The sequence below is a fragment of the Maricaulis virginensis genome (genome assembly GCF_027922185.1).
Classification (GTDB): Bacteria; Pseudomonadota; Alphaproteobacteria; order Caulobacterales; family Maricaulaceae; genus Maricaulis; species Maricaulis virginensis.
On sequence record NZ_BSFE01000004.1, the window covers coordinates 312,534 to 328,794 of the forward strand.

General features: G+C 64.8%; 15 protein-coding genes. 6 read left to right on the plus strand and 9 right to left on the minus strand.

Going from position 1 to position 16,261, the window contains the following annotated elements; genetic code table 11:
- Positions 1–145 precede the first annotated feature (145 nt).
- The 5 genes from PKE71_RS09840 to PKE71_RS09860 all read left to right on the plus strand — a co-directional run bounded on the left by PKE71_RS09840 (position 146) and on the right by PKE71_RS09860 (position 6,991).
- Positions 146–1,423, plus strand: coding sequence for a TetR/AcrR family transcriptional regulator (locus PKE71_RS09840; protein WP_271186794.1), 1,278 nt, complete (start codon positions 146–148; stop codon positions 1,421–1,423).
- A gap of 102 nt (positions 1,424–1,525) precedes the next feature.
- Complete coding sequence (locus PKE71_RS09845; RefSeq protein WP_271186795.1) at positions 1,526–2,977, plus strand: amidohydrolase; 1,452 nt, start codon at positions 1,526–1,528, stop codon at positions 2,975–2,977.
- Entirely contained in the window at positions 2,977–4,251 is a 1,275-nt protein-coding gene (locus tag PKE71_RS09850; protein ID WP_271186796.1) for an amidohydrolase family protein, read from the plus strand. Before PKE71_RS09845 ends, PKE71_RS09850 begins: the two co-directional genes overlap by 1 nt.
- Before the next feature lie 112 nt (positions 4,252–4,363).
- The gene (locus tag PKE71_RS09855) at positions 4,364–5,743 is read left to right on the plus strand and encodes a DEAD/DEAH box helicase (protein WP_271186797.1); all 1,380 of its coding nucleotides are present in this window, start codon (positions 4,364–4,366) and stop codon (positions 5,741–5,743) included.
- Between the two features lie 255 nt (positions 5,744–5,998).
- Positions 5,999–6,991: a GGDEF domain-containing protein gene (locus PKE71_RS09860; protein ID WP_271186798.1), complete on the plus strand. Its 993-nt coding sequence runs from the start codon at positions 5,999–6,001 to the stop codon at positions 6,989–6,991.
- Between the two features lie 64 nt (positions 6,992–7,055).
- Here the strand turns inward: PKE71_RS09860 and PKE71_RS09865 are convergent, their stop codons facing one another.
- The 9 genes from PKE71_RS09865 to PKE71_RS09905 all read right to left on the minus strand — a co-directional run bounded on the left by PKE71_RS09865 (position 7,056) and on the right by PKE71_RS09905 (position 14,841).
- Positions 7,056–7,646, minus strand: a complete 591-nt coding sequence (locus PKE71_RS09865; protein WP_271186799.1) for a glutathione S-transferase N-terminal domain-containing protein — start codon at positions 7,644–7,646, stop codon at positions 7,056–7,058.
- Positions 7,647–7,650: 4 nt separating this feature from the next.
- Positions 7,651–8,010, minus strand: a complete 360-nt coding sequence (locus PKE71_RS09870) for a HesB/IscA family protein (protein ID WP_271186800.1) — start codon at positions 8,008–8,010, stop codon at positions 7,651–7,653.
- Positions 8,011–8,032: 22 nt separating this feature from the next.
- Positions 8,033–8,464, minus strand: a complete 432-nt coding sequence (locus PKE71_RS09875) for an SUF system Fe-S cluster assembly protein (RefSeq protein ID WP_271186801.1) — start codon at positions 8,462–8,464, stop codon at positions 8,033–8,035.
- A gap of 8 nt (positions 8,465–8,472) precedes the next feature.
- The gene (locus PKE71_RS09880; RefSeq protein WP_271186802.1) at positions 8,473–9,714 is read right to left on the minus strand and encodes a cysteine desulfurase; all 1,242 of its coding nucleotides are present in this window, start codon (positions 9,712–9,714) and stop codon (positions 8,473–8,475) included.
- A 187-nt stretch (positions 9,715–9,901) separates the two neighbouring features.
- Entirely contained in the window at positions 9,902–10,933 is a 1,032-nt protein-coding gene (gene sufD, locus PKE71_RS09885; protein WP_271186803.1) for a Fe-S cluster assembly protein SufD, read from the minus strand.
- 3 nt (positions 10,934–10,936) lie between these two features.
- The gene (gene sufC, locus PKE71_RS09890; RefSeq protein ID WP_271186804.1) at positions 10,937–11,701 is read right to left on the minus strand and encodes a Fe-S cluster assembly ATPase SufC; all 765 of its coding nucleotides are present in this window, start codon (positions 11,699–11,701) and stop codon (positions 10,937–10,939) included.
- 18 nt (positions 11,702–11,719) lie between these two features.
- Positions 11,720–13,195 (minus strand): Fe-S cluster assembly protein SufB, encoded by a 1,476-nt coding sequence (gene sufB / locus PKE71_RS09895; protein ID WP_271186805.1) that lies wholly within the window; start codon positions 13,193–13,195, stop codon positions 11,720–11,722.
- Position 13,196: 1 nt separating this feature from the next.
- The gene (locus PKE71_RS09900) at positions 13,197–14,360 is read right to left on the minus strand and encodes a cysteine desulfurase family protein (protein ID WP_271186806.1); all 1,164 of its coding nucleotides are present in this window, start codon (positions 14,358–14,360) and stop codon (positions 13,197–13,199) included.
- Positions 14,361–14,364: 4 nt separating this feature from the next.
- Entirely contained in the window at positions 14,365–14,841 is a 477-nt protein-coding gene (locus tag PKE71_RS09905; protein ID WP_271186807.1) for an Rrf2 family transcriptional regulator, read from the minus strand.
- A 207-nt stretch (positions 14,842–15,048) separates the two neighbouring features.
- Between PKE71_RS09905 and PKE71_RS09910 the strand changes: the two genes are divergently transcribed.
- Positions 15,049–15,732, plus strand: a complete 684-nt coding sequence (locus PKE71_RS09910) for an alpha/beta hydrolase (RefSeq protein ID WP_271186808.1) — start codon at positions 15,049–15,051, stop codon at positions 15,730–15,732.
- The last annotated feature ends 529 nt before the right edge of the window (positions 15,733–16,261 follow it).

The window sequence follows — 16,261 nt, forward strand, 5'->3', positions numbered from 1 at the left end:
ATTGCTTTGAATTGTCAAGGCTTCGCGGTGCCGCCGCAGGGATCGCCGCCTCGGTCTCACATCGAGTCTTGCTCATATTTTGAACATTTGTACCCATTCACACTTGTACTGGTGTGCCTGTTCGAACACAGCTAGTGTCGATGCCATGATGTTTCCCGAAACGACGACCACCCAGACGCCGCTGCAACCCGAAGTCCGCAACGCCCTTGTCGACGCCGCTGCCAGCCTGTTCGCCCGGGGCGGCGCACGCGGGGCAACCGCGCGCGCCATCGGCACCGCAGCGACAGCTCCCGTATCGGCCATCAACTACTATTTCGGCTCCAAGGAGGCGCTGCTGATCGAGGCGGCCCGCCAGACCCAACGCGCCGATGCCGCGTGGCTGGAAGAGGAGGCCCGTCAGGTTCGGGCGCTTGAAACGGAACCGGCGCTACTGTCCGACTGGTTCGCTGCGCTCTGCCTTCACCGCGCCGTCGCCCGGCGGGACAGCACGCTGATCGCGGCCGACACCGCCCTGCAGGCAGCTCGCTCCGACGCCTTCGCCGACATCGCGCGCGACTGGGACACCGCAACAACCGGGTTCTTCGCCGAAGTCATGCCGCTCTTCGGTATTTCTCAGGAAAAAGCGAGCATGTTCGCCGATTTTTTCACGGCCGTACCGCTCATGGTTCCATCCGCAAGCGGAACCGCAACCTCCGCCTGGGTCATATCCACGGCGCGCTATCTGGCCGGCACGGCACAGGGCCGCTGGCACGATGCCGCGCCCTGGCGGGAACGGATCGAGCGCATGGCCAGCGCAGCGGACAAGCAGCGGGCGGACCGGGGCGCCGTTCCCGATACACCCACCGCACAGCGCATTCTCGACGGTGCGACCCGCGTTCTGATCCGCGACGGAGCTGCAGCACTGACCCACCGCGCGATTTCCGAGGAAGCCGGCGTCGCCCTTTCGGCCACCACGCGTCTGTTCGACGGCCGCGACGCTATCCTGCGGGCCACATTTGAACGTATTTATCTCGGCTTCGTCCGGGAAATCGAGGAACAGCGCCCTGCACTGCCGCCGGCCTCGCAATCGATGGACGATTTTGTCGAGTCCATGTCGGAACCGCTCGACCGGGCCGACGGGCAGATTCGCCCCGAACTGACCGCGATGGAAGAAACATTCCTCGCCGCAAGGCGCGACCCGGAACTGTCGGGACTGATGCTGCATCTCGCTGCCACGCGCGGCACCACGTCGGCAGGACTGATGGCCTCTCTGAAGAGTCCGCGCGCACCGACACGGACGGACGCCTTCCTCATGTCGATTTGCGCTTTCGGCATGATGCGATCACTGCGCTGTGCCCCGCCAGAGCGCAGACGCACGATATCGCGCGAACGCCTGCGTGCCCGGCTGGCCGTGCTGTTCAGCGAAGAGCCTGGCGCGGTCTGAATTGTCCGCAAGGCAGTATTTGACGCTTGGCCCCGAAGCGCGTTCAATCCCCGCTCCTCCGCCGGCGGCACGAAGCCTGCGGACGCAAATGGGGATACCACGATGACACTGAAGCCAAGCCTGCCAGCCCTTGCAGCGTGCACCGCCGCAATCGCCCTGGCTGCCTGCAGCAGTGGCTCGGACACTGCCTCCTCGGGCAGTGCCGGGTCTGCGGGCAGCAATTCGGGCGAATCCGGCGATATCGTCCGGATCAATCTCGATCCGTATCCGTCCACCTATACGCCGCGGCCCAGCGGCACGACGCTGATCCGCGGCGCCACGGTGCTCGACGGGATCGGCGGACAGATCGAGAATGGCGACGTGCTGATCGAGAATGGCCGTATCGCCGCTGTCGGCACCGGTCTGGAAGCGCCGGACGGAGCGACCGTCATCGACGGCGCCGGCCGCTATGTCACGCCGGGCATCATCGATATCCACTCCCATCTGGGCGCCTATCCCTCGCCGGGCGTCAGCGCCCATTCCGACGGCAATGAGGCGACCGAGCCGGTGACGGCGGAAGTCTGGGTCGAGCACTCGGTCTGGCCGCAGGATCCCGGTTTCGAGCATGCGCTGGCCGGCGGTGTCACCACACTGCACGTCCTGCCCGGCTCGGCCAACCTGTTCGGCGGCCGCGGCATCACCCTGCGCAATGTGCCGGGGCGGACGGTGCAGGAGATGAAATTCCCCGGCGCGCCCTACACGCTGAAAATGGCCTGCGGCGAAAACCCGTCGCGCGTCTATGGCAATCGCGGCCGTTCGCCGGCCACCGATATGGGCAATATGGCCGGCTACCGAGCCTCCTGGATCGAGGCGTCGAACTATCGCGACAGCTGGCATGAATACTGGGAAGCGGCGGAGAATGGCGAGGATGTCGATCCGCCGACGCAGGATCTCGAACTCGACACGCTGATGGGCGTGCTGGAAGGCGAAATCCTGGTCCAGCAGCACTGCTACCGCGCCGACCAGATGGCCCAGATCATGGATATGGCCGAGGAGTTCGGCTACCAGGTCACGACCTTCCACCACGCTGTCGAGGCCTACAAGATCCCCGACCTGCTGGCCGAGCACAATGTGTGTGCGGCCGTGTGGGCCGACTGGGGCGGCTTCAAGATGGAAGCCTATGACACGGTCCGCGAAAACCTGGCCATGACGCACGCCAACGGCGCCTGCGCCATGATCCACTCGGACGACGCCAACGGCATCCAGCGCCTCAACCAGGAAATCGCCAAGGCGCTCGCCGACGGCCGCCGTGCCGGTCTGGACATTTCCGAAGCCGAAGCCTGGGCCTGGGCGTCCTCGCGTCCGGCGCAGGCGCTGGGCATCGGCGACGAGACCGGTTCGCTGCAGGAAGGCTATCGCGCCGATGTGGTGCTGTGGTCCGGCAATCCCTTTTCCACCTACACGCGGGCCGACCAGGTCTGGATCGACGGTGCGCTGAGCTATGACCGCCGCAACAGCGATCTCCAGCCCGTCCGCGACTTCATGCTCGGCCAGCCCGGCGAAGGAGAGCAGTAATGAAACAGCTGATTTCAGTTCTGGCGGCCAGTGTGGCCCTCGCTGCACCGGCTGCCGCCCAGACCTATGCCGTGACCAATGGCCGGGTCGTCACCAATACCGATGCCGGCATTCTGGAGAATGCCACCGTGATCGTGCGTGACGGCGATATCGTCGCGGTCGGTGCGGGGGCGGAAATCCCCGAGGACGCCACCGTGATCGATGCGTCGGGCAACTGGGTCACGCCCGGCGTGTTTGCGGCCTTTTCCCAGCTCGGCCTGATCGAGGTCGCCCTGGAAGGCTCGACCACGGACGACAGCGCGGGCGAATCGCCCTTCTCCGTCGCCCTCGATGTTGCCGACGGGTTCAACCCGGCGGGCACCTATCTGGCGACCAACAGGATGGAAGGCGTCACGCGGGCCGCGATCTTCCCGTCCACCGGCCACAATATCTTCGCCGGCCAGGGCGCGCTGATCGATACCAGCGGCGATGCCGGCTCGCTCTTCCAGGCCGGCAGCTTCGTCTTTGCCGACCTGTCCGAATCGGGCGCCGGCCGTGCCGGCGGATCCCGTCCGGCGGCCTGGGCCTTCCTGGAAGCCGCGCTGGCAGACGCCCGCGGCTATCCGGGGCGGTTCTCGGGCGATCATGAAGGCGATGCGCTGAACCGCTACGACGCGGCGGCCCTGCTGCCCGTAGCCCGCGGCCGGGTGCCGCTGGTCATGGCCGTCAACCGCGCGGCGGACATCCGCCGGGCGATCCGCTTCAAGGCCGACAATGCACCGATCCAGCTGATCCTGGTCGGGGCGGCGGAAGGCTGGATGGTCGCCGAAGAGCTGGCCGACGCGGACATTCCGGTGATCGTCGACCCGCTGGAAGACCTGCCCTCTTCCTTCGATTCGCTCGGCGCCTCGCTGCAGAACGCTGCGCGCCTGCAGGACGCCGGCGTGGATGTCGCCTATTCCACGGCCCCCACGGCAGACGGGTATTTCAACGCCCGCCTCGTGCCGCAGCACGCCGGCAATGCCGTTGCCAACGGTGTTCCCTGGGATGAAGCCTTCCGCGCCATCACGCTGACACCGGCGGAAATCTACGGCGTCGGCGACCGCTATGGCGCCCTCGCTCCGGGCTATGCCGGGGATGTCGTGGTGTGGGATGGCGATCCGCTGGAAGTGATGAGTGCACCGGTTGCAGTCCTCATCGACGGCGAGCCGACTGCGCTTGAATCGCGCCAGACTCAACTGCGCGACCGTTACATCAATATCACGGACGACACGCCATTCGCCTACAGACGCTAGGCTTTCGGCCCTGTTGCGTTGACACAACGAACGGTGTCCGTATTTTGCGCCCACCTGCGGCCGCGCCTTCACGGCGCGGCCGCTGTTCTTAGTGTGTCAAACAAAGGACGCCATGACGTTCGCTGAACTCGGACTGAGCCCGAAACTCCTCGAAGCGATTGAAGCTGCCGGGTATACCGACCCGACACCGATCCAGGCCGGCGCCATCCCGCCAGCCCTGGCCGGTCGCGATGTCCTTGGTATTGCCCAGACCGGTACGGGCAAGACCGCGTCCTTCACCCTGCCCCTGATCGAGCGGCTGTCGCGCGGCCGTGCCAAGGCACGCATGCCGCGCTCGCTGATCATTGCGCCCACGCGCGAGCTCGCGGCCCAGGTGGCGGAGAATTTCGAGACCTATTCAAAGGGTCAGAAACTCTCCATGGCGCTGCTGATCGGTGGCGTTGCCTTCGGGCCGCAGGAAGAGATCCTCAACAAGGGCGCCGACGTGCTGATCGCCACGCCGGGCCGCCTGCTCGACCATTTCGAGCGCGGCAAGCTGTTGATGAATGGCGTGCAGTTCCTCGTCGTCGACGAAGCCGACCGCATGCTGGACATGGGCTTCATCCCCGACCTCGAGCGCATCTTCAACATGGTGCCGCCGCGCCGCCAGGTGCTGTTCTTCTCGGCCACCATGCCGAAGGAGATCAAGAGCCTGGTCGACCGCTTCCTCAATAATCCCGAGCGGGTCGAGGTTGCCCGCCCCGCAACGACCGGTGCGAACATCCAGCAATATCTGGTGAAGGCCGCCTCCTCGGCCGCCAAGGACAAGCGCGCCGCCCTGCGTGCCGCGATGAACCGCGACGGCGTGAAGAACGGCATCATCTTCGCCAACCGCAAGCGCGATGTGGATATCGTCGCCCGCTCGCTGCAGCGCCACGGCTTCTCTGCCGCCCCGATCCACGGCGATCTGGACCAGTCCACGCGGACCGCGACGCTGGCCGGCTTCAAGTCCGGCGAACTGCGCTTCCTGGTGGCCTCCGACGTCGCTGCGCGCGGGCTCGACATTCCCGATGTCAGCCACGTCTTCAATTATGACGTACCGCACCATGCCGACGATTATGTCCACCGGATCGGCCGGACCGGCCGCGCCGGCAAGACCGGTGAAGCGATCACGATCACGACATCGGCCGACGACAAGTCGCTGAGCGCCGTTCTCAAGCTGATCCAGCAGGACGTGCCGGAATTGCCGGTGGAGGGCGTGAAGGCATCGGCCCCGGACACCGAAAAGCCGGCTCCCCGCAAGAGCCGCAGCACGCGTGGCGGCAGCAAGGCGTCTGAAAAGAAGGCCGAAAAACCTGCTGAAAAGCCTGCCGAAAAGCCGGCGGAAAAGCCGGCTCGCGAGGACAGGCCGTCCGGCAACCGCCCCACCCGCGACAAGTCGCGCCGGCGCCAGGATCACGACGATAACCGCGTCGTCGGATTTGGCGACCATGTGCCCGACTTCATGACCTAGATTTGGCTGCGCGCTGCCGCCCCGGTATCCGCCGGGGCTGCGGCGGCCCACCCGCTGAAATCGTATGAAACGCCAGAACAATCTGCGTCGGCCTCATACGATATGAGCAATTTTTACCTCTTCTTTTCCTTTCTCCCCTAGTCTTCCGATTGTCGCGGACGAAGAAGATCGTTCGCCAAGGGAAGGACGTATCTCGTGAACGGTCGATTGCTAGGCAAGGAAGGACGTGAGTTCGCGCACAAGGCGCTTGAGCTCATGGATCAGTTTGACGTCGCTCCAACGCCGGAAAACTATGCCGTCTGGATCTGCTTCGCGAGCGATACCAATCCGGAACTCTGTGAAACCCTTCGCACCCATATCGAGGCCGGCGAGGCCTTCAGCGAAACCGTCAACGCGGAACTTTTCGAACAGTATTTCCAGTGGAAGGCCATCCAGGATGCGATCCTGGAAAGCGGCAATCTGATGAGCCGCGAGCTCGGCGCCGTGAAGCAGTCGCTGGAAGCGGCCGAGCGCGACACTGTTGCCTATGGCAAGGCCCTGGAAGGCGCCACGCACGAACTCGTCGCCAGCCCGGATGCCGCCGGCATGAAGCGCCTGGTCGAATCGCTGGTCTCCGCCACAGCGCGCATGCAACGGCGCAGCCAGGCACTTGAAGACAAGCTGCAGGCGACGTCCAACGAAGTCACCAAGCTGAAGACCCATCTCGAACGGGTCCGCGAAGAAGCCATGACCGATGCCCTCACCGGCATTGCCAATCGCAAGCGTTTCGACGAAGCCCTGCGCCGGGCCCGCCGGGCCGCCGAATCCGACGGCACACCGATGAGCTTGATCCTGTGCGACATCGACTTCTTCAAGCGCTTCAACGACACCTGGGGTCACCAGACCGGTGACCAGATCATCCGCTTTGTGGCGGGCTGCCTGACCCGTCACTCGCTGGAACACCATGTGGTGGCCCGCTATGGTGGCGAGGAATTCGGTATCGTGATGCCGAACACCGACACCGCGACGGCCACAGAAATCGCGGAAAAGATCCGCAAGACGGTCGAATCCAAGAAACTGCTGCGCAAATCCACCAATGAGGATCTGGGCAATATCACGGTATCGCTGGGCATTGCCGGCTATCGCGACGGCGAGTCGATCGAGGAACTGATCGAGCGTTCGGACGCCAATCTCTACAAGTCCAAGACGGAAGGGCGGAACCGCTCGACCAGCGACGCGAGCACGGCGAGCCGGTCTGCGGCGGCCTGATCAAGCCGTTTCTCTGCCGGAAAAAGATGATGCCGCCTCGAGGGCGGCATTTTTCTTTGCGATTCTATCCGTCGGCTGGCGGCTGGGTGGACCGGAAGCTCGGCCGGGACGCCCAGGTGTCATGCAGGGCCACCAGTCGCGGCCGCCCCGACCGCCAGTCACACTCGGGATAGCGGAAATCCAGATAACCCAGCGCCACGGCCATGGTCAGCGGCCCCTGGGCGTGCGGATTATCCGCCTCGCCCATGCCCGCTTCCAGCTCGTCCAGCGCCCGCTGGATGCCGCGCTCGCGCCGGCCGATCCAGAAATCCGACCGGATGCCTTCATCGCGCACCATCTCGACCCGGCGCATGACCGTGAGATCCAGCAATCCGCTGCCCAGCGCTTCCAGGCGGCGATCCGTCCAGTCGCGCGGCCAGGGCTCGCCGGCGCGCTCGGCGATGTAATCGGCAATGATGGCGCTCTCAGTCAGCGCCTGGCCGTCATCCATCAGCAGGCACGGCACGCGGCCCAGCGGATTGGCACTGAGAAGATCCGGATCGTCGTCGAACGGATGGGCCTCAACCTCCTCGATCGCATCGCCCAGCGCAAACTCGCGCACCATCACCCGGCATTTGCGCGAATAGGGCGAGGTCGAGGAGATGATCAGCTTCATGGGGTCAGGCGCTCACGGCCGGCACGATGGTGACACTTTCCCCGCAGCCGCAGGCATCGGTCTGGTTGGGGTTGTTGAACACGAATTTGGCGTGCAGCGGCGTCACTTCATAATCGATCTGTGTGCCCAGAAGGAAAAGCAGCGCCTTCGATTCCAGCACGATCTCCACACCCTTGTCCTCGACGCGCTCGTCCAGCGCCTCGGGCGCCTCGACATAGCCCATCTCGTATTCCATGCCGGCACAGCCGCCATTCTTCACGCCGACCCGCAGGAAGCCGGCGCCGCGATTGGCCATGATCTCCTTGACGCGCGCAGCAGCGGCATCGGTCAGGGTGACGGCCTTGGGTCTTTCGCGTCGGGTCATCGTGCTTCGCATCCAGTTGCGTCTAGAACATGTTCAGCGCCAGCCGCGCCTCGTCGGACATGCGGTCCGGCGTCCAGGGCGGTTCGAATGTCAGCTCGACCAGGGCGCGCTCGACCCCGTCGACCTTCTCCACGGCCTCCTGGACCCAGCCGGGCATCTCGCCCGCCACCGGACAGCCCGGCGCAGTCAGCGACATTTCCACCTTCAGGGTCCGGTCGTCTTCCAGATCGACCTTGTAGATCAGGCCGAGCTCGTAGATATCGACCGGGATTTCCGGATCATACACCGTCTTGAGCGCGGCGACGACATCATCGGTGATGCGCGCCAGCTCGTCCTGCGGAATCGCGCCGGCCGGCGGCGACACGGAAGCGGCCACCTCGGCCGGCGTGGCCGGTTTGGCGGGCGTCCGCGGCGCGGACAGATCGATCATGTCCCGGTCTGTAGTCTGTGTCATTTCAAAGCCTAGATGAGAAACTTGCGGGCCTTTTTCAATGCGTCGACAAACGCATCGGCCTCTTCGAACGTGTTGTAGAGCGCAAAGGAGGCGCGCGCCGTGGCGCTCAGCCCCAGACGGCGCATCAGCGGCTGGGCGCAGTGGTGGCCGGCCCGCACGGCCACGCCGTACTTGTCGAGAATCTGGGCGACATCGTGCGGATGTGCGCCCTCCATGTGGAAGGAGATGATGGCGCCCTTGTCCTGCGCCGTCCCGATCACGGTGAGACCGTCAATCTCCGCCAGCCCGGTCATCGCCCGGTCCATCAGCGCCCGCTCGTGCTCCATCACCGCCACGCGGTCATGGCGTTCGACCCAGCGGATCGCTGCGCCCAGACCGATCACATCGGCAATCGCCGGCGTTCCCGCCTCGAACTTGTGCGGTACGTCGGCAAAGGTCACGCGGTCCTCGAACACGTCGGCGATCATCTCGCCGCCGCCCATATAGGGCGGCAGGCGGTCGAGCCAGTCGCCGCGGGCGTAGAGCGCGCCGGCACCTGACGGGCCGTAGAGTTTGTGACCGGTGAAGACGAAGAAGTCGCAGTCCAGCGCCTGCACATCGACCGCCAGATGCACCGCAGACTGCGAGCCGTCGAGCAGCAGCGGAATCTCCGCCACGCCCGGGATCGCCCGGATCCGGGCGATATCGTTGACCGTTCCCAGCACGTTGGACATGTGGGTGATCGCGATCAGGCGGGTCCGGTCATTAACCAGGCCTGCCAATTGTTCGTAATCGAGCTCACCGGCCTCTGTAACATCCGCCCATTTGAGGGCGAAGCCGTTCTTTTCACTCAGCAATATCCACGGAACGATATTGGAGTGATGCTCCATCCGGCTGATGATGATCTCGTCGCCCGGGGCGAGCATCTGGCAGAAAGTGTGGGCAACAAGGTTAATCGCCTCTGTCGAGCCGCGGGTGAAAACGATCTCGTTCGCGCTCTTGGCATTGAGGAAACGGCGCACATCCTCGCGCGCGGCCTCGAAGGCCTCGGTCGTCTCGTTCGCCAGGGTGTGAAGGCCGCGGTGAACATTGGCGTAGGAGGCCCGGTAGACGCCCGCCACGCTCTCGATCACGAATTCCGGCTTCTGTGCCGAGGCCGCACTGTCCAGATAGACCAGCGGCCGGCCATTGATCTCGCGCTGCAGGATCGGGAATTCGGCGCGGATGGCGTCGATATTGAGGCTGGCGGGAATATTCTTGTGGACTGTCATGCGGCCCCTCCAGCCGGCAAACATCCCCCTCTCCCCGCGGGAGAAGGTGCCCGAAGGGCGGATGAGGGGGAAATCCCGGTGGCCGCGCTGAAAGTTCGAAGGGCGATGTCTTCCCCCTCTCCCTCAATCCCTCTCCCAAGGGAGAGGGAGGTCAAGCGCGAGACCACGACTGAAACGATCCTATCGGTCACGACAGCGCCTCCAGCCGGTTGCGCAGTTCGCCCTTCAGGGTCTCGCGCAGGCTTTCATCGGCAATGCCGTCCAGCGGCTCGGCCAGGAAGCTCTCGATCAGCAGTGCCCGTGCCTTCGGCGCCGGCAGGCCGCGCTGGCGCATGTAGAACAGCGCCGTCTCGTCGATCGCGCCCAGCGCATTGCCGTGCGCGCACTGCACGTCATCGGCATAGATTTCCAGTTCCGGCTTGGCGTCGATCTCGGCGCGGTCGTCCAGCATCAGCGCCCGGTGCGTCATGCGCGCATCGGTCTGCTGGGCGGCACGGTCGACGATGAACTTGCCCTGGAAGACGCCATGGCCGTGCGAGGCCGCAGCACCCTTCACCAGCTGGCGCGTCTGGCCGCCCGGCCCCGTGTGGTGCACGACCGTCGTCGTGTCCGCATGGTGTTTGGCGTCGAGCAGATAGACCCCGCCCAGATCCACTTGCGAGCCCTCGCCCGGATGCGTGATATGCGTCTCGATCCGCGAGAGCCTGGCGCCGAAATCCAGCGTGCGCTGATTGAGGGCCGCGCCCGGTGCCAGCACGATCTCGGCCGACGACACGAAGACACCGTCCGGCGCATCGGCGGCAATGCACACACGGTCGAGCCGCGCGCCCGCTTCCAGCGTGATTTTCAGATGCCAGTTGCCCAGCGCCCCGGCTTCGGCCCGGTAGTGCTCGACCAGCGTCACCGCGTGGCCGGCCGGCACGGTGATTTCCGCATCGGCCGCGCTGGCACCCGGCTTCGCCGTCAGCGTCAGGTTCAGCCGTGCCCCGTCATCCGGGCGCAGGACCGCCGCTTCGAGCCCGTCGACGACAAGCTCGCCGGCAGCAGACACGTCATTGGCGGCGCGCCGCAGGTCCGACCATTTCCACAACTCGTTGCGCTTGGTCGGCAGGCCCTGTTCGCGGGTGGCCTCGCGCAGTTGCGCGCGCCAGCCGGTGGCGCCTTGCAGAGCCGCGATGAGCGCTTCTTCGGCCGGTGTATGGGTGAGTAGCGCCGTCATCGGTCACGCCGCCTCGCCGAGATATTTGTCATAGCCTTCCGCCTCGAGCTCGTTGGCAAGCTCGGGACCGCCGGACTTCACGATCCGGCCGTTCGCCATGACGTGCACGCGGTCCGGCGTGATATGGTCCAGAAGGCGCTGATAGTGGGTGATGACCAGCATGCCGCGGTCAGGCGCCCGCAGGGCATTCACACCGTCGGACACCGTTTTCAGCGCGTCGATATCGAGGCCCGAATCCGTCTCGTCCAGGATCAGGAATTTCGGCTCCAGCACCAGCGCCTGGAGGATTTCCATCCGCTTCTTCTCGCCGCCGGAAAAGCCGACATTCACCGCCCGCTTCAGCATGTCCATCGACACGCCGAGCTGTTTCGCCTTCTCGCGGATCAGCTTCATGAATTCCGGCGCAGAGACCTCCGTCTCGCCGCGCGCCTTGCGCTGGGCGTTGAGGGCTTCCTTGAGGAAGGTGATGGTGGGCACGCCCGGGATTTCCACCGGATACTGGAAGGAGAGGTAGAGGCCCTTCGCGGCGCGCTCTTCGGGCGCCTGCTCGGAAATTTCCTCGCCCTGGAACTCGATCGACCCGGCGGTGCATTCATAGCCCTCGCGCCCGGTCAGCACATAGGACAGGGTCGACTTGCCGGACCCGTTGGGCCCCATGATGGCATGCACCTCGCCCGCCGGGACCTCCAGCGAGAGCCCTTTCAGGATCGGCTTCTCCTCGCCATCGGCAGTTTCGACCTTGCAGTGGAGGTTTTCTATCTTGAGCATTGTTTTTTCTCGCAAAATCTAGCCGACACTGCCTTCGAGAGACACTTTGAGGAGGTTCTGGGCCTCCACGGCGAATTCCATCGGGAGTTCCTGCAGGACCTCGCGCACGAAACCGTTGACGAGGAGCGCCGTGGCGGCCTCCTCATCCAGCCCGCGCTGGCGGGCATAGAAGAGCTGGTCCTCGGACAGGCGCGTCGTCGTCGCCTCGTGCTCGAGCACGGCCTTTGGCGTCTTGCACTCGATATAGGGCACGGTGTGGGCGCCGCACTGATCGCCGATCAGCAGGCTGTCGCACTGGGTAAAATTGCGCGCGCCTTCCGCCTTGGCGTGGATCGAGACCAGACCGCGATAGGTCTGGTCGGACCGGCCCGCGGAAATCCCCTTGGAGATGATGCGGCTGGTCGAGCCCTTGCCCAGATGGATCATCTTGGTGCCGGTATCGGCCTGCTGATGTCCGTTGGTGACGGCGATGGAATAAAATTCGCCGCGCGAATTCTCGCCCTTCAGGATGCAGGACGGGTATTTCCAGGTGATCGCCGAACCGGTCTCGACCTGGGTCCAGGAGATCTTGGAATTCCTGCCCCGGCAATCGCCGCGCTTGGTGACGAAATTGTAGACGCCGCCCTTGCCGTTCTCGTCGCCCGGCCACCAGTTCTGGACGGTGGAATACTTGATCTCGGCATCGTCCAGGGCAACCAGCTCGACGACAGCCGCGTGCAGCTGGTTCTCGTCGCGCATCGGCGCCGTGCAGCCTTCCAGATAGGAGACATAGGCCCCCTTGTCAGCGATGATCAGTGTGCGCTCGAACTGGCCCGTGCCTTCCGCATTCATGCGGAAATAGGTCGACAGCTCCATCGGACAGCGCACGCCCGGCGGCACGTAGACGAAGGAACCGTCGGAAAAGACCGCCGTGTTCAGCGTTGCGAAGTAATTGTCCGACGCCGGCACGACCGAGCCGAGATATTTGCGCACCAGTTCGGGATGCTCGCGCAGCGCCTCGGAGATCGAGCAGAAGATCACACCCGCCTTGGCAAGCTCGGCCTTGAAGGTCGTCACGACGGACACCGAGTCGAACACGGCATCGACGGCGACGCGGTTCTCCGACCCCTTCACACCCAGCAGCACTTCCTGCTCTTTCAGCGGAATGCCCAGCTTGGCGAAATCGGCCAGGATTTCTTCCGGCACATCATCGATCGAGTCGTATTTCGCGCCGGATTTCGGCTCGGCGTAGTAATAGATGTCCTGGAAGTCGATCGGCGGGTATTTCACCTTCGCCCAGTCCGGCTCCTTCATCTGGAAGAAACGCTCGAGCGCTTTCAGGCGCCATTCGGTCATCCAGGCCGGCTCGCCCTTCTTGGCCGAGATATAGCGCACAGTCTCCTCGTCCAGACCCTTGGGCGAGAATTCCTGTTCGACATCCGTCGTGAAGCCGTACTTGTACTTGTCGGCCTCGAGCTTCTTGACGTCTTCAATGGTTTCCTTGACCGCAGCCATGTCAGCTCACCGCCTTCAATGCGTTTGAATGTTCGGGTCGGGCGCGCCCGTGAGCCTCGCTCCAGGCTTTCACGAAGGCGTCTGCCTGATCCGCCGTCGAATTCCAACCCAGCGAGACACGCAGGAAGCCGCGCGATGCATCCGCGTCCAGCCCGGTTGCGTTGCCGATCTTCGATCCGTGTGCCTTGCCGGACGAGCAGGCCGAGCCTGCGCTGACGGAGAAACCCGCCAGATCCAGCGCCATGACCTGGGTCTCGCCCTTCCATCCCGGCACCGCGATGCCGAGCGTGTTGGGCAGGCGCGGCGCGCCCTCGCCCGGGATGTGGATATCCGGTGCGGCCTGTTTCAACCCGGCCGCCATGGCATCGCGCCAGTCTGCCAGGCGCGCGAAATCGTCCAGTCCGGCCACAGCCTGTTCGATCGCCAGGCCAAGCCCGGCAATACCGGCGACATTCAGCGTGCCCGAACGGCGTCCTTTTTCCTGGCCACCGCCGCGCAATTGCCGCTCCAGCGGGGCGTTGCAGGCCGCAATCAGCGCGCCCACGCCCTGCGGGCCACCGAACTTGTGGGCCGAAATCGCCATGTAGTCGGCGCCCAGACCGGCAAAATCGACAGCGATCTTGCCCACGGCCTGGATCGCATCGACCACGACCAGACCGTCATGCTCGCGCACCAGGGCGGCGGCTTCGGCGACCGGCTGGATCGTGCCGATCTCGTTATTCGCCAGCATCAGCGCCAGCACCGGACGGCCGTCGCGCGCCGGGTCCCAATGGCCCAGCCGGTCTTCCAGCCAGCCCAGATCGGCCAGGCCGGCCGCCGTGACGGGAATTTCCTCGACCGGCAGGCCGGAAGCCTTCGCGGTATCGGCGACGGCCTCATGCTCTATGGCCGAATGCAGGATGCGGCCTGCGCCGCCGGCCCGGATCGCACTGTGCAGCGCCAGGTTCAGCGCTTCGGTGCCGCAGGAGGTGAAGATCACATCCTCGGCCCGCGCACACAGCGCCTTGCCCACCTGGCGCCGCGCCGTCTCGACGAGGCGCAGCGCGGCCTGCCCGTCGGCATGCACCGAGGAGGCATTGCCCGTCAGGCGCATGGCGTGCGCCACCGCCTCGATCACGTCCGGTCGCACCGGCGTGGTCGCGTTATGGTCGAGATATGTCCGCATCGGCTCAGACCGTGGCGGGCTCGGCAACAGGCTTGGGCCGTTCCATGCGGCCCAGGGCACCGCTCGCGGCGCCCAGAAGGCGCCGTTCGAGCACGTCTTCCAGCGTTATCGATGACAAGAAGAGATAGATGTGCCGGCCCAGCTCGTCCCACAGATCGTGCGTGATGCAGCGGCGCCCGTCGGCCAGGCAGCCCTTGGCGCTGGAACAGCGTGTGGCGCGCAGCGGCTCGTCGACGGCGACGATGATGTCGGAGATGCGGATTTCCGTCGGCTTGCGGCTCAGACGGTAACCACCGCCGGGACCGCGGATGGAGGAGACAATATCGGCCCGGCGCAGCTTGGCGAAGAGCTGTTCCAGATAGGACAGCGAGATGGACTGGCGCGAGGCGATGTCGCTCAGCGTCACAGGCCCGTCCTCGCTGGCCAGGGCCAGATCGGCCATCGCCATGACGGCGTAACGTCCCTTTGTGCTCAGCTTCATGCGTTTACCTCCTTAAACGCTCGCATCCCGCGTGCCGATCATGCTAAGACCCGCCTTTCCGGAACGGACGGGCTTCGCAAATGCGGCGCTCGGCCAATAACCGAGTAGAACAGTCAGGAATATGGGCTGCCGTCCGCCGCGTTGCAATGGACGAATTGCCGCATATTTGCAGGACGCGAACTGGAACGACCAAAAAGGCGAGTGTGAATGCCTGACGTGATCATTCCCGGCCCCGCCGGCCGGCTTGAGGGGCGCTACAGCCCGAGCGAAGACCCGACCGCCCCGATTGCGCTGATACTGCATGCCCACCCGCTGGGCGGCGGCAATATGGAAAATCCCACCGTCGACATGATGTACGACGCGTTCCGCAAGCGCGGTTTCGCGACGCTGCGTTTCAATTTCCGCGGTGTCGGCCGCTCCCAGGGCAGCTATGACCAGGGCCTGGGCGAATTGTCCGACGCCGCCACCGTGCTCGACTGGGTGCAGGGGTATAACCAGGGCGCCCGCTTCTGCTGGGTGGCCGGTCACTCCTTCGGCGCCTGGATCGGCATGCAGCTGCTGATGCGCCGCCCGGAAATCGCCGGCTTCATCTCGGTCGCGCCGCCGACCAACATGTATGACTTCACCTTCCTCGCCCCCTGCCCGGCCTCGGGCATCATCGTCCATGGCGGCGCCGACAAGATCGTGCCGGCCGACGATGTCGAGCGCGTGATGTCCAAGGTGCGCGTCCAGAAGGGTATCGAGATCACCACCGAAGTCGTGCCCGACGCCAACCACCTCTTCTCCGACCATCTCGAAGAGCTGCAGCGCCACGTGGAAGCCTATCTCGATGCCCACCTGCCCGGCGTCGAAAAGGAACGCGCCGAACGCCAGATCACCGGCAAGCGCTGAGTTTTCCTCTTCTCCCCGTCAAGGGAGACGAGGTGCCAACGCCACACTCAACCCGCCAAACACTCCCGTTTTCCCGGCTGGAAGCCCGGCGAAAGCCGGGCGGAAGCGCCGGGATCGACGGGAAACACATCGCTTGAAGTGACTTTCGGTAGATCCCGGATCTGCAGCCTGCCTGCGCAGGCTTTCATCCGGGAAAAAGTGAGGCGGTTGGAAGAGAGAGTGAGAGCGCCGCACCAAACACCGTCACCCTGACGAAAGTCAGGGCCCGGTTCATAGAGCCGGGTGGTCGCGATCGCGCACTTATCCCGCACATCGCCATTACGCAGACCGAGCCCGCCTGGCGAAAATCTCCCTTTGCGATCTGGGTCCTGACTTTCGTCAGGATGACGGTGCGTGGGGGCAACAAGGGAAACTTGTCCCCGCCCGTTCAACTGCGCGTATGCTCGTCATCGGTTTCCGGGATGGGAGGCATGAGCTCAGTCCCTTGTGCCCGGGAGCGTGCGGAGCTCGTCCGCGCCTGGTGGGTGAC